The following is a 13,543-nucleotide window of genomic DNA, read 5'->3' on the forward strand; positions in this document are numbered from 1 at the left end:
TAATAAATAAGATATTTTAATTTTATATTTTAAAAAACAACCTCTACTTTGGTGTCTTTATTTACTTCAGAGCTGATAATAATTTTTCCGTTATAAAATTCAACAATTTTTTTGACAATCGAAAGCCCGAGTCCAAAACCTTCTGTTTTTTTGTTTCTGCTTTTTTCAATTCTGTAAAATTCATCTGTTATTTTTGAAATTTCTTCTTTTTTTATGCCTATTCCTTCATCTTCAACAATAAAATGAATGTTTGAATCTTGGTATAAAGATACATAAATATTTTTATTTTCAGGTGTATATTTAATTGCATTTTCTATAAGGTTTGAAAAAACTACATATATTAAATTTTTATCACCCGTAAAAAGCACTTTTTCAAAATTTTCAATATGAAGTTTTAAATTTTTCTCTTTTAATTTACCCTCAAATCTTTCTAATACCTGCAATAACACATCATCAAGTTCTATTAACTTATTATTTTGATTATTTAAATTTTTTGTAAGTAAAAGTAACGAATTTATTATTTTTTGCAAATTTGAAATTTCATTATTTATTTTTTTTAATGCATTTTTATAATAATCAATATTTCTTTCTTTTCTTAAAGCTAAATCAATTTCACCTTTTATTATTGTCAAAGGAGTTTTAAGTTCATGTGAAACGTCGGAATTAAACCTTTCTATTTTTTTAGCTCCTTCATTTAATCTTTTTATCATTTCATTGAACGCAAGGGCTAAATTTTGAAGTTCTGTATAATTTTTAGGTATAGGCAGAGTTTCATTTAAATTTTGAATAGTGATTTTTTTTGCAAGTTCGGTTGTTTTTTCAACGGGCTCTAATATTTTATTAATCATTTTATTTGCAAAAAACAAAAGAATTATAATTAAAAGAGGGTCTAATACTAAAAGTGTATCTTCTAAATTTTCAACTTTATCAATAATATTCTTTTTTATTAAAATAATTTTATCCTCACCGTTTTTATAGACAAAAACAGCTCTTAATTTTTCTCCCTCATCTATAACTTGAAAAGTTTTATTAAAATCAATATTTTTATCAAAATTTTTGCTTTTAAAAATAATTTTGTTATTTTGATAAATTAAAACTTCAAGATTTGTAAGCTTTTCGTTATAAGAAAAATTTTTTAAGTGATTTTCAATATAAACTGCTTCTTTATAAAGCCTGTTTTTAATTGATTCTTTAATGGATTTATTAAAAAAATATACAGCCAAAAAGCTGAAAATAAAAATAATAATAATTAAAACTGCCCCAAACCATAACAGTATTTTTATTTTTAAAGAATTAAACTTCAAGCCTGTATCCTAAACCTCTGTAATTTTTGATAATATCCCCTACTTTTTTTCTAAGATGATACATTGTAACGGCAATTACATTATTATCAATATATTCTTTTTCTCTCCATAGTTCATCTTTTATTTTTTCATTTGATATATAAGCATTTTTGTTTTTTATCATAAATAAAAGAAGTTCATACTCTTTTGCGGTAAGCTTAATAATTTTATTGTCTTTTTTAACTTCCTTAGTATTTAAATCTATTTCCAAATCTTTAATTTTTAATATATTTTGATATGTTTTTAAATTTCTTCTGATAAGTGCTTCTATTCTGACTAATAATTCTTCAAATTCAAAAGGCTTTGTTAAATAATCATCTGCCCCGCTTTTAAAACCTTTTATTTTATCACTGAGTTCACCTTTAGCAGTAAGCATTAAAATCGGGGTATTTATTTTTTCTTTTCTCAAATGCTCAATTATTTCAATTCCTGACATTTTAGGCAACATCCAGTCTATAATAATCAAATCATAATTATTAATTTCTGCCAAATATTCCCCTTCTTCCCCGTCAAGGGCAAAATCTACTTTTTTACCTTCTTCTTCAAGCCCCCTTTTTAAAAAAGAAACAATTTTTTCATCATCTTCAACCAAAAGAATTTTCATTTTTAGCCTTTTGATATTTATAATAAATAAAAATAATTACTGCTAATATTACCAGTGTAATGGCAGTGATTTCTCTTAAATATTTATGAATAAGCTCCTGGTTTTGACCTATAAAATATCCAAGTCCCACTAAAACCAAAATCCAAATAAGACTTCCTAGTGCTGTAAAAAAACTAAAAATAATTCCGTTCATATTAGCAAGTCCTGCAGGAAAAGAAATATACTGCCTCACACCCGGTATCAGTCTTCCGGAAAAAGTGGAAATATGACCGTGTTTTTCAAAAAAATAATCAAGTTTATTTAGTTTTTCTTTGCTTATGAATTTTTCTAAAAATTTTCTGCCAAACTTACTTGCCAATAAATAATTAAACCACGCTCCGCTGAGCGAGCCTAAAACTCCTGAAATAATAACCAAAAACAGATTCATATCCCCCTTGTAAGCCAGATACCCGGCAGGTATCATAACAACTTCACTTGGAAAGGGAAAAAAAGAGCTCTCTAAAAACATTAATATAAAAATTCCAATATATCCCCAATTTCCGATGGTTGTAACTAAAAAATGAACTATTGCTTCCACATTTTCCTCCAAAAACTTTTAAATTTTTCTTTATAAGGTTTTATAAAAAAAGCAATTTTTTCTTTAAGCTGTTTGAATTTTTCTTTTAATTCTAAAAACAGAGGATTTTTTTCTATCTTTTCATACAGAAAATATCCAAACTGAATAATTTTATATTTCATAAGCCTGTCTTTATTTCTTTTAAAAATATCAACACTCGGAATATAAATAATTATTTTTAAAATATAAAACAGACTTCCTGTAATTACAAAGCCCTTGGCAGCTAAAAAAACACCTATTGTAGCCGAGGTTTCAGCAAGAATTACTATAAATACAAAAGAAAAAAGCAAAACCAAATCATTGCTGTTTTCAATAAATCGCATTATTCTTTCATAAAAATGAAAATTTTTTATAAATAAAAGAAGCTTTTTTGCCGAATTTACAACTACTTCTTCAAATAAAAACCATAAAAAGAAAAAAAGATATTCTAAAAACTTTTTTATTTTCTTAATTTTTAACTCCTAAAATTTTATTCCATATAAAAATAGCAATGTCATTTAATTTCTGCAATTTTTCTTTTAATGAATAAATTATTATTGCAGAAATTAATCCAACGAAAAATCCTCCAATTATATCAAAAGGCCAGTGAACACCAACATACACCCTTGCAATTCCACAAAGAAGAGCCAATAAAAACGCAAAAATTCCTATAATTCTTGTAGATTTGAACATCAAAAGCATAAATGCAATTGAAAAAGTTAGTGTTGCATGGTCTGATGGAAAAGAGTTTTCTGGCTTATGATGAATTAGCAGCGTTCCTATATGAACCATAAAAGGTCTTGGATGAAAATAAATAAGAGTAATTATTTGATTAAGTAAAAGTCCCATCATTGCGGAATAAAAAGCAAATAATGATTCATTTTTTCTTTTACTAAACCATAGATAAATTAAAATAATTGCAAAAATAAATGGTGTTGTTTTAGCACTTAAAATCATAATTTCATCTAACAGATGATTATATCCCGCTAAAGAATTAATATCTAAAAACCATTCTTTATTAAGCCCCATTATATTCCCTTTTTAAGGAATTATAATGGGGAAAATGAAAAAAGAATGAAAATATATTTTAATTCATAACTAAAACTCTATAATAAAAATATTTTGTCCATCTTCATATCTGTAATCTAATTTCATATTATGAAACTTCAAAATTGAAAAAACTATATACAACCCTAACCCCATTCCGTGATTATGCGTTTTTATATCATTATGAAAGGGATTAAAATAACTTTTTAAAGGTTTTGGAAGTCTATTCCCTTTTGAAATAAACAATAGCCGGTTTTTAACCTGTTTAATAATTATTTTATGGTCTTTTGAATATTTTAAACCGTTATCAATAAGATTCTTTAAAGCCAAAGACAAAAGTTCTATATCTCCTTTTATTTTAGTATTCTCATCTATTGAAACTGTTATATTTTCAATCTCTTTTTTTTCAAGTAGATATACAGAAAAAGCTTTTTCTGATAGCTCTTTTAATGTAAAAGTAGTTTTATTTAAATGATAATTTTTTGAAATAACCTGTTCCGCTTTTGCAAAATCGTTAATTAAATAATTTAATTTGTCAAATATTTTAATTAAACGTTTTTTTTGTTTTTCATCATTTACCAACTCACTTACTATTTTTCCTTTTGCAATAGGGGTTTTAAGCTCATGCATTATTGTTCTCAAAAACAGATTGCGCGAATTAAGCAATAACTCTTTTTCTCTTATATTTTTAATTATTAAAAAATATATAAAAATTAATATAATTAAAAACATAAAAAAAACCGCATATAAAAAATAACCCGTTTTTCGTATATTAGAAGGTTTTTGTACACAAATTTCAAAAAAAGGTGTTCTAATAAAAAGATAAATTTTATCTTTATAAAAAAAGAGATTAAAATTTCTTCTGTGAATTTTAAAATTATATTTTTTTAAAAATTTTCTACAATTTTTTACCTGTTTAAATCCAATACTATTCAATAATTCCAAACTTTCTTTATAATTTAATCTATTCTTGTGTATATATCTTATTATAGGTGTATATTGCCTGATAGTTTTTATATAGTTTTTATGCTTTATCTCTTTTTGAATAAAAAAAAAGCCTGTTGATATAACAATTAAAATTATTATAAAAAAAATACGTAATTTATTTTCTAAAGAAAGATTAATTTTCATTCGCTAAGCCTGTATCCCATACCTCTTATTGAAAAGATATATTTGGGATTTTTTGCATTGTCATTTAATTTTTTTCTAAGTCTTCCGATAATTACATCCAGGCTTTTACCGTAAAGGTCGTTTAAAGTTTCACAATTTTCAATGATATATTCTCTTGAGAGTGTGGTGTTTTTGTTTTTAATTAAAACGAGTAATACTTCATATTCCGCATATGTTAAATTCAGTATTTTATCTTTAAATTTTACAACCTGTTTTTTTTCATCGTAATCAAACAAACTTTTTTTAATAATTTCTTTCTTTTTGTTTCTTCTTAAAAGACTCATGATAACAGCATACATTTCTTTTGGGTCGTACGGTTTTGGAAGATAATAATCAGCCCCTCTCTCCAGCCCCAAAACTTTATCGGCAACATCGCTTCTTGCACTTGAAATAATTATAGGAATATTGCTTTTTTTCCTTATTTCTTTACAAACTTCCAAACCGTCAATTCCGGGAAGAGTCAAATCCAAAATCACTAAATCATAATTTGAAAAATTAGTAACAAGGCCCATATAAGGGTCTTGGTAATTTGTTATTTTAATATTGTATTTTTCTAAAAGCTCCCCTAAAAATTCTGCAAATTCAGGGTCATCTTCTATCATTAAAACATTTATCATTTTAATCTGCACTGTTTTAATTTTCTCATTTCAAGCATCAGTTTTAACTGCTCTTTTTGATTATCGTTTAACACGTTATAAATTTTTTCAATAAGTTCTGCCTGGCGTTTTATGGCATTTTCTCTTCTGTTTTCCAAAATCTGAATAAATTTGCTTTTATTAAAAGATGTTTTTGTAAATGCATCACTTACATTTTCACTGTTGCATCTTGCATTTTTTATAATATCTCTTATTTTCATTCTTTGCTCTTTTGATAAATCGAGTTTCATAACCATTGCTATAACAGAATTGCCTCTTTTATGTTTTTTACCGTCTTTTATATTATGCTTTGGAGGCATCGGTTGCATTTGATTTTGCATACTTTGAGGTCCAAATGCAAAAGCTGATGAGGTAATTAAAGCTACTGCCAACACTGAAATTAGTTTTTTTGTTTTCATTGAAAACTCCTTTTTATTTTTTTTGCAAAAAAATTATAACCCTTTAAAGTAAATAAAAAATAAATAGAAAGTAAATGAAAGTAAACAAGAGAAAAATTATACGTTATATCCTAATTCCCTTGCCACCCTTTTTATATTCTCAAGCCTTTTCTCAATTGGAGGATGAGAAGCAAATAATTCCATAAATCCCACAATTCCAAATGCTTTCATTTCAGCAGGAAGCGCAATTTTTTCTTTTGGAATCTCTCCAAGTTTTGCTAAGGCATAATAAATTCCCTCCGGCCCGTCTATTTTTACTGCCCCGGCATCGGCTTTATATTCCCTGTATCTGCTAAACCACATGGCGATTATTGTGGCAAATATGCTTAAAACCATCTCAAGTGCAAATGAAATTGCCATATATGTAAAAGGATTTACATTTCCTTCCTCATCTTTCGGTGCAACAATATTTGCTATCAGGCGTGAAATAAAAAACACAATCGAATTCAACACACCCTGGACTAATGTCATTGTTATCATATCCCCGTTTTTGATGTGATTTATTTCATGTGCTAATACGCCTTCAATTTCTTTTGTGTCCAGCATATCAAAAAGGCTTGTTGAAACAGCTACAAGTGCATTGCTTTTAGAAGGGCCTGTTGCAAACGCATTCGGAGGACCATCAAATATCCCGACTTCCGGCATAGGAATACCGGCGTTCCCTGCAAGTTTTGCAACGGTGTCAACAAGCCACTTTTCAGCTTCATTTGAAGGAGTTTCAATAACCCTGACACCCGCACTCATTTTTGCAAGCCATTTAGATAGCATTAGTGAAATTATACTGCCGCTAAATCCAACAATTACCGCCAAAACTGCAAGTCCGCTCACAGTTCCTGGGTCTAACCTGATGTGAAAAACAGCTTCTATGATAAATATTGTTAAATATATTGAAGCCATAACGGCAAGGTTCATAATAATAAGCATTAAAATTGCCATTTCTCCTCCTTAATTTTTTAAATTATACAAAAATTCAGTTAATTTTGGATGATTTTCTAATCATCAAATAATAGATAGTAACTGTAGGAATTGTAACATTTAAAACTGTTACTATTATCATTAAAATTCCAAGCTGCGAATAATCCTGAGGAACAATTATTTTCCCGTTTTGGACAATCTGTCTGCTGATTATAAAAATTTGATTCAAATACTTCGTGAGTATTCCCCCAGCCGTTAAAGCTAAATTCATAAGACTTGCCATAAGCGCAAACCATGTAGCCCTTTTCCCTTCGGGTGCATGTATTGCAATCAGTGTCAAAAGGGGTATCATACTAAGCTGATCAAACGGAGATTCAACAGCGGTATCTATAATTGCAACAGTTTTTGGAGCCAATCCCATTGCTTGGGGAATTCCATAATAAAGTCCGATTATAGGTAAAAACAGTATGGTGGTTACAATTGTAAGCCACAAAAGCGTGTAATGGGCAGGTTTTTTTGCTATAAAATCGCTGAAAAGCCACATTCCCAATATTGAAAGTATTGCACCTATTTGGGCAAGTGTACCGAAAAACGCTTTATTAAAATGCAATACATCTATTTCCCACCACTGAAGCCCCGGACCGACACTCGGCATTGCACGGTAAATAAAAATAACAATTGCCGTTTTTATAATAAATTTTCTTTTTATTTCATTTATATCTTTTAAAACCAGACTCAGCATATAACTTATAACAGCCAAACTTACAATAAAAATAATATCCTGGGAATGTTTAAAAAGAAAAGCCAATATTTTATTATCCCATTTTTGATATTCAGCATATCCCATTAAAACAACAAACACCGCAAAAATGAGCCCTCCGCACAAAATTTTACAGTTAATTGGACTCGGTTTTGCAACATCAAGTTTGACCAATGTAACTCCTGTAACCGAAATTAAAGGTATTAAAAGAGCAATTTCAAACACTTTTTCATAAGGAAGAATCTCGGCAATCCATCCGCTTAAGCCTGCCACCAAAACTGCAGCCAAAGATATTGCAAGTCTTCCTAAAATCTGAACATATGCGAGCTCTTCCTCCACTTTTTCTTCAGGCTGGTTTCTGTCCACAACCTCGGTGCTCATTGTATCCGCCACAACATCCTGAAGGACAAATCCTATAACACTTAAAAATGAAGCTATAATATAAACATTGTCTTTAGAGCTGAATTGTGCCCAGGAATGATTTCCAGCAAGTCCTATTAGCAAAATCGTTCCTGCTGCTATAAATCCAGCACCTATATACACATAAGCTCTTCTTTGTGAACCGAATATCGGAATACTGTCTACAAGTTGCCCGAAAACCATTTTTATAGTCCAGGGGACACTTAGCCAAACACCAAGGGAAATTAAAGCGGCAGCTGAAAGATGCAGCTGTTCTTTTACCCAGAAGGTCTCGGCAACCCCGCTTATACCGCTTGCTCCGTATGCAAAATAGACCATAAGTAGAGGTAAATATTTAATTTTAAAATGCTTTATAGGATTTAAAATGGATTTTTTTATTGCATCTTTTATATTTATCAACATTAGCCTTTTTTGACTATAATTATAATAAAAAAGGCAACATATGGTTAATGTAATTAAAGGTGATATAAGAGATTTTAAAGTGCTTAAATATTTGTAATCAAATAATTTTAATCAGATAACCGTTTTTGCCTGTTTTTTTGACCTCGTACATAATTTTATCCGCAGTTTTAATAAAATTTTCAAGTTTTAAATTTTTTGCAGGTTCCCTTACATAAACGGCTCCTATACTTACTCCTATTTTAAAATTATCTTTTATCTTAATATTATTGATTTTTTCTAAAAGAATATTTAAAAATTTTTCAAAATTTTCAAAATTAGACGGTATTGTAAAAATCAGAAATTCATCCCCTCCCAATCTGCAGTATGCATCGTTTGATCGTAAAAAGGTCTGTTTTACAATATCAGCAACTTTTTTTAATATTTCATCACCATATTTATGCCCAAAAGTGTCATTAATATTTTTAAAACCGTCTAAATCAAAAAAAATTAAAGCGAATGATAATTTTTCTCTTTTAGCAACGGAAAACAATTTTTCCACATCATACATAAATTTATACCTATTAGGCAACATTGTTAACATATCATAATGGGCAAGACCGGAAAGTTGCTTAGTGAATTTCAAGCCTATAAAATGATGAATTATAATAATAAACACAACAGATAATTGTATAAAAAAAGAAATTCTATTCTGTGTAAAAACAAAAGCGTTTATTAATAAAACAGTAATTAAAAAAAAGTGTTCGGCAATAATTCTATATTCAGATAATTTTATATTGAAATACATTGAAAATTTAAGCCCCCTCTTTTTCATAGAACAAAATTATTAATACCATATTAAAATTAAACTAATATTAAAAATTAAAGTTTATAAAAATAATATCAAAGACTTATTTTAACATAATAATATTACTCTAAATTTTTTATACCTTCAAAAGCAATATCTATCATTTTATCGATTTCATCTTTTTTTATAACATAAGGCGGCATAAAATATATTACATTTCCAAGAGGTCTAAGTAAAACTCCGTTTTTTAACCCGTATTCATATACTTTAAGGCCCATTCTCCTCTCCCATGGATAATCAATCATTTCTATTGCGCCAATCATCCCGGTCTGACGGATTTCTTTTACATTTTTTAATTTTTTAAATTCCTGCATTCTATCCCATATATATTTGCTTATCATTTCATTGTATTCTAAAATACTCAAATTTTCATTTTTCACTTTACACTTTTCACTTTTAACATCAAATTCCCATTTTTCATCATGGCAACTCTTCAAGTAGCCAGATGAGCAAAGCTCATTTTCCATTTTCCATTTTTCATTTTTCATTATAAGTTCCCATTCTCCATTACTTTCAATCCACTTTCCGTTCTCAAATATATCGAGTGTTGCATTGGCGGCCGCACACCCGAGGGCATTGGCAGTATATGAATGCGAATGTAAAAATGCTTTTAGTTCTTTATAATCACAGTAAAATGCGGAGTATATCTCATCTGTAGTAAGTACAACGCTTAAAGGCAGATAGCCACCTGTAAGCCCCTTGCTTAAGCACATAAAATCTGGCTTTATTCCGGCCTGCTCACAGGCAAACATGCTCCCGCTTCTACCAAACCCAACGGCAATTTCATCGGCAATAAAATGAATATTAAATTCTTCACACAGTTTTTTAAGCCCTTTTACAAAAGAAGGAGAATGCATTTTCATATAACCCGCACACTGTATAAGAGGCTCTATTATTAATGCACTTACTTTTTTATGATATTTTTCAAAAATTATTCTGGTTTTATCTAAAGCTTTTTTAGTTTCCTCTTCGCTTTTGTCTTTCGGAATCGGAACAGTCATGTTTTTTATTAAAATTTCTTTATATGTGTCTTTGTAAAGACCCACATCACCCACACTTAAAGCTCCTATTGTCTCACCGTGATAGGAATTCTCAAGAGAGAAAAAAAGAGGTCTGGTTTTACCTCTGTTTTTCCAGTAATGAAAGCTCATTTTTATGGCAACCTCCACGGCAGAGCTTCCGTTATCGGCATAAAAAACCTTATCAAACCCACTCAGTTTGCAAAGCCTTTCGCTGAGCCTTATGGCCTGGGGATGGGTAAATCCTGCAAAAATTACATGTTCAAGCGTTTCAAGCTGTTTTTGAATTTTTTTGTTAATATAATTATTGCTGTGGCCAAAAAGATTAACCCACCAGCTGCTTATGGCGTCAATATATCTGTTTCCTTCGAAATCCTCCAAATAAACACCCTCACCTTTTTTTATCGGTATTAACGGCAAAAATTCGTGATCTTTCATTTGAGTGCACGGATGCCAGTTGTATTTTAAGTCTTTTTTCATAATTTCTCTGTTTTTCATTAAAAATCCCTTTTTTCGGATGTTTTTTTTTATTATAATATCAAAAAACAAAAGGCAGTTAATGATTGAATGGATGCAGACACACAGAAAATGGCTGGTAATTACCATCTGGATAGCCACCATTGCTTTTATAGGGGCCGGATTTGTAGGATGGGGACAGTTTAATTTAAGCTCAAAATCTTCTACGGTTGCGGAAATAAACGGAAATACCAAAGTTAACATTCAGGATGTCCAGGAAATTTACAATAATCTTTTTATGGATTTAAATAAACAGCTTGGGGGAAAACTTGATGATGCAACAGCCGAAAAATTGGGTCTGAAACAGCAGGCTTTTAAAATGGCGCTTGAGCAGGGAATTCTGAGGGCGTATGCAAAAAATCTGGGACTTTATGTAACAGATGAAGAAGTGGCAAAAGCGATAATTGATACCTTCAAAAACACCAACACTTATAAAAAATATCTTCAAATTAACGGATTGAAAGCAAAAGAATTTGAAAATAATTTGAGAAAAAAACTTTTAATCCGAAAGCTTATGAGTGCATTACATTTAAAACCTTCAGATACAGAACTGCTGACACTCGCAAGCGCACTTTATAATGCAGACAATATTTCAATACAAATAATAAATAAAAATAATATAAAAGTGGATATAAGTGAAGATGAGTTAAGAGCTTTTTGGAAAAAAAACAAAGACAAATACAAAACACCCCCAATGTATAAAATTGCAATAGTCAAAACGCCTATCACCGGCGAAGTCAGCGAAAAAGAATTAAAAGATTATTATAAAAACAACAAAAATGATTTTAAAAACGAAAAAGGTGAAATATTGCCGTTTGAAAAAGCAAAAAGCCAGGTCAAACAGGCACTTTTGGCCCAAAAATCCAAAAGAGAAGCTATATTGGCTTATAAAAAACTTAAAGAAGGGGCAAACAATTATAAATTATACACATTGGGCATAAATAATAATTTAATTCCCCCGCAAAAAATGCAGGAACTTATTAAAACAGGATATTTAAAACCGTTTATAAAAAATAGTTTTTATATCAGCGCTTTATTAATAGAAGAAATAAAACCCTCCCCTATGCCGTATATAAAAGCAAGAGCTTATGTTTTAAAAGAATTATTGAACATAAAAACAAAAAAAGCACTTCTTCAAACAGCTAAAAACAGACTTAAAAACTTTAAAGGCAGGAATATAGGATATGTTACAAAATACGATGCCGTTAAAATAAAAGGTTTAAAACCTACTGAAGCTACAGAATTTTTATTTAATCTCTTTTTATCAAAAAAGCCTGAAGGATATTTTTTAATACCGTCCCAAAATCCTAAAAAAGCAGTTGTTTATAAAATTTTGGAACAAAAGTTGCTGGATAAAATTAAATTTGAAAAAAACAAAGCACAGGTTAAAATATTCGCGGATAATCTGATTAACACTCAGGCTATTCAGGATTTAATTAACGAATTAATGCAAAAATATCATATAAAAAGCTATGTAAAATAAAGGAATTAAATTGGCGATACTTGCTGTAGATGTGGGAAGTTCTAAAACAACGGCAATAATAGCTGAAAACAACGGTAATTTAACCGTCAGCGGTGTTGGAATATCTAAATCAAACGGTATAAAAAAAGGTATTATCACTAATATTGAAGAAGCCAGTAAAGCAATTAAAAATGCGGTAAACGATGCAAAAAGAGTTGCCGGCATAGAGCTTTCAAGTGCTGTAATATCTATATCCGGAGCATACACAAAAAGCATAAAAAGTTACGGCATAGTCAATGTTCCAAATAAAGAAGTAACATTAAAAGAAATTAACAGGGCAATCAACAGCGCAATGATAAATGCAGCTGTTCCGAGTGATTATGTTCCTATTCAGGCTATTCCGTATAATTTTAAATTGGACGATTCAAGTGAAATAGAAGATCCTATAGGAATGAGCGGAAGCAGGCTTGAAGTAACCCTTCATATTATAATAGCACAAAAAAGCGGACTTGATAATCTTAAAAAAACATTTAAATTGGCCGGTTTAAAAATTGATAAAATTGTTAATTCCGCTTATGCAAGCTCTCTTGCAGTTTTGAAAGAAGACGAAAAAGAACTGGGTGTGGGAGTTATAGATATAGGGGCTGCAACATGTGATATAGCCGTATTTGTAAATAAGGCGTTAAGTTACACCGATTATCTTCCGATAGGAAGCCATCATATAACCCACGATTTATCCATCGCACTTCATACAACACTAAAAGATGCGGAAAAAATTAAACTTGATTTTGAAGATTATGTAAATAATTCGGAGGATTTAATAGAAATATCTGTAATAGGAAACGAAAACGAAAAACAAAAAGCCTCTATTTCAACCATAACCCAGGTTATTTCCGCAAGGGTTGAAGAAACATTTCTTTTATTAAATAAAAAAATTGATGATTCGAAACTCAAGGACAAAATCGGTACAGGTATTGTTTTAACCGGGGGGTTTACAAATTTTTACAATGTAAAAGAAATTGCTTCAAACTTTTTTGACGGTTTGCCTGTAAGAATAGGATATCCCAAAGAAATAGAAGGTCTTGTAAAAAATTTAAAAACACCAGAATTTTCTACGGCAATCGGACTGCTGTTATATGCCAACGGGGGAAATAACAAATATGAAAAAGATTCAAATCAAAATTTCAACTCCCTGGATCTCGAAAAAACAAATAAAGTAGAAAGTGAAGAATTGTTTAACAAAAAAAATGAAAAAGATGAAAAACAAGAATTAGCCGATATTGTTAAAAAAGTAAACAAAAAAACAAATCCATTCAAAAAATTTATCAACTGGATAAATAATCTATTTTAAAG

General features: G+C 29.6%; 14 protein-coding genes. 2 read left to right on the forward strand and 12 right to left on the reverse strand.

All coding sequences use genetic code 11. From position 1 onward, the window contains the following. Positions 1–29 precede the first annotated feature (29 nt). From DZ67_RS0100260 to bioA, 12 genes are all read right to left on the reverse strand, one after another. Positions 30–1,304: a HAMP domain-containing sensor histidine kinase gene (locus DZ67_RS0100260; protein ID WP_024788973.1), complete on the reverse strand. Its 1,275-nt coding sequence runs from the start codon at positions 1,302–1,304 to the stop codon at positions 30–32. Beyond that, a complete protein-coding gene (locus tag DZ67_RS0100265) occupies positions 1,294–1,947 on the reverse strand; it encodes a response regulator transcription factor (protein ID WP_024786713.1) in 654 nt (217 codons plus the stop codon). Before DZ67_RS0100265 ends, DZ67_RS0100260 begins: the two co-directional genes overlap by 11 nt. Further along, positions 1,928–2,524: a DedA family protein gene (locus tag DZ67_RS0100270; RefSeq protein WP_024786714.1), complete on the reverse strand. Its 597-nt coding sequence runs from the start codon at positions 2,522–2,524 to the stop codon at positions 1,928–1,930. The genes DZ67_RS0100265 and DZ67_RS0100270 overlap by 20 nt, the downstream gene beginning before the upstream one ends. Further along, positions 2,512–2,886 (reverse strand): hypothetical protein, encoded by a 375-nt coding sequence (locus DZ67_RS0100275; RefSeq protein WP_024786715.1) that lies wholly within the window; start codon positions 2,884–2,886, stop codon positions 2,512–2,514. Before DZ67_RS0100275 ends, DZ67_RS0100270 begins: the two co-directional genes overlap by 13 nt. A gap of 124 nt (positions 2,887–3,010) precedes the next feature. Then, on the reverse strand, positions 3,011–3,571 hold the full coding sequence (locus DZ67_RS0100280; protein ID WP_024788974.1) for an undecaprenyl-diphosphatase: 561 nt from the start codon (positions 3,569–3,571) through the stop codon (positions 3,011–3,013). A gap of 69 nt (positions 3,572–3,640) precedes the next feature. Further along, a complete protein-coding gene (locus DZ67_RS10615) occupies positions 3,641–4,720 on the reverse strand; it encodes an ArsS family sensor histidine kinase (RefSeq protein ID WP_024788975.1) in 1,080 nt (359 codons plus the stop codon). After that, a complete protein-coding gene (locus DZ67_RS0100290; protein WP_024791661.1) occupies positions 4,717–5,376 on the reverse strand; it encodes a response regulator transcription factor in 660 nt (219 codons plus the stop codon). Before DZ67_RS0100290 ends, DZ67_RS10615 begins: the two co-directional genes overlap by 4 nt. After that, the gene (locus DZ67_RS09585) at positions 5,373–5,813 is read right to left on the reverse strand and encodes a Spy/CpxP family protein refolding chaperone (RefSeq protein ID WP_024788977.1); all 441 of its coding nucleotides are present in this window, start codon (positions 5,811–5,813) and stop codon (positions 5,373–5,375) included. Before DZ67_RS09585 ends, DZ67_RS0100290 begins: the two co-directional genes overlap by 4 nt. A 96-nt stretch (positions 5,814–5,909) precedes the next feature. Beyond that, complete coding sequence (gene htpX / locus DZ67_RS0100300) at positions 5,910–6,788, reverse strand: protease HtpX (RefSeq protein ID WP_024788978.1); 879 nt, start codon at positions 6,786–6,788, stop codon at positions 5,910–5,912. A gap of 34 nt (positions 6,789–6,822) precedes the next feature. Then, positions 6,823–8,349: a hypothetical protein gene (locus tag DZ67_RS0100305; RefSeq protein ID WP_236619992.1), complete on the reverse strand. Its 1,527-nt coding sequence runs from the start codon at positions 8,347–8,349 to the stop codon at positions 6,823–6,825. Positions 8,350–8,446: 97 nt separating this feature from the next. Beyond that, positions 8,447–9,133, reverse strand: a complete 687-nt coding sequence (locus DZ67_RS09590) for a GGDEF domain-containing protein (RefSeq protein ID WP_024788980.1) — start codon at positions 9,131–9,133, stop codon at positions 8,447–8,449. A 122-nt stretch (positions 9,134–9,255) separates the two neighbouring features. After that, the gene (gene bioA / locus DZ67_RS0100315) at positions 9,256–10,710 is read right to left on the reverse strand and encodes an adenosylmethionine--8-amino-7-oxononanoate transaminase (RefSeq protein WP_024788981.1); all 1,455 of its coding nucleotides are present in this window, start codon (positions 10,708–10,710) and stop codon (positions 9,256–9,258) included. Between the two features lie 61 nt (positions 10,711–10,771). Here bioA and DZ67_RS0100320 point away from each other — a divergent pair, with 61 nt between their 5' ends. Together DZ67_RS0100320 and ftsA are read left to right on the forward strand one after the other, a co-directional pair. Beyond that, a complete protein-coding gene (locus DZ67_RS0100320; protein ID WP_024788982.1) occupies positions 10,772–12,211 on the forward strand; it encodes a peptidylprolyl isomerase in 1,440 nt (479 codons plus the stop codon). A gap of 10 nt (positions 12,212–12,221) precedes the next feature. Then, positions 12,222–13,541, forward strand: coding sequence for a cell division protein FtsA (gene ftsA, locus DZ67_RS0100325; protein WP_024786725.1), 1,320 nt, complete (start codon positions 12,222–12,224; stop codon positions 13,539–13,541). Positions 13,542–13,543 lie beyond the last annotated feature (2 nt).

Source organism: Lebetimonas sp. JS138, from assembly GCF_000523335.1.
Lineage (GTDB): Bacteria > Campylobacterota > Campylobacteria > Campylobacterales > Nautiliaceae > Lebetimonas.

Bases quoted from the DNA above. Each gene is read 5' to 3' on its own strand.
- DZ67_RS0100280 (WP_024788974.1), bottom strand. From the start codon at position 3,571: ATGGGGCTTAATAAAGAATGGTTTTTAGATATTAATTCTTTAGCGGGA.
- DZ67_RS0100275 (WP_024786715.1), bottom strand. From the start codon at position 2,886: ATGCGATTTATTGAAAACAGCAATGATTTGGTTTTGCTTTTTTCTTTT.
- DZ67_RS09590 (WP_024788980.1), bottom strand. From the start codon at position 9,133: ATGTATTTCAATATAAAATTATCTGAATATAGAATTATTGCCGAACAC.
- DZ67_RS0100320 (WP_024788982.1), top strand. From the start codon at position 10,772: ATGATTGAATGGATGCAGACACACAGAAAATGGCTGGTAATTACCATC.
- htpX (WP_024788978.1), bottom strand. From the start codon at position 6,788: ATGGCAATTTTAATGCTTATTATTATGAACCTTGCCGTTATGGCTTCA.
- bioA (WP_024788981.1), bottom strand. From the start codon at position 10,710: ATGAAAAACAGAGAAATTATGAAAAAAGACTTAAAATACAACTGGCAT.
- DZ67_RS0100265 (WP_024786713.1), bottom strand. From the start codon at position 1,947: ATGAAAATTCTTTTGGTTGAAGATGATGAAAAAATTGTTTCTTTTTTA.
- DZ67_RS10615 (WP_024788975.1), bottom strand. From the start codon at position 4,720: ATGAAAATTAATCTTTCTTTAGAAAATAAATTACGTATTTTTTTTATA.
- DZ67_RS09585 (WP_024788977.1), bottom strand. From the start codon at position 5,813: ATGAAAACAAAAAAACTAATTTCAGTGTTGGCAGTAGCTTTAATTACC.
- DZ67_RS0100290 (WP_024791661.1), bottom strand. From the start codon at position 5,376: ATGATAAATGTTTTAATGATAGAAGATGACCCTGAATTTGCAGAATTT.
- DZ67_RS0100305 (WP_236619992.1), bottom strand. From the start codon at position 8,349: ATGTTGATAAATATAAAAGATGCAATAAAAAAATCCATTTTAAATCCT.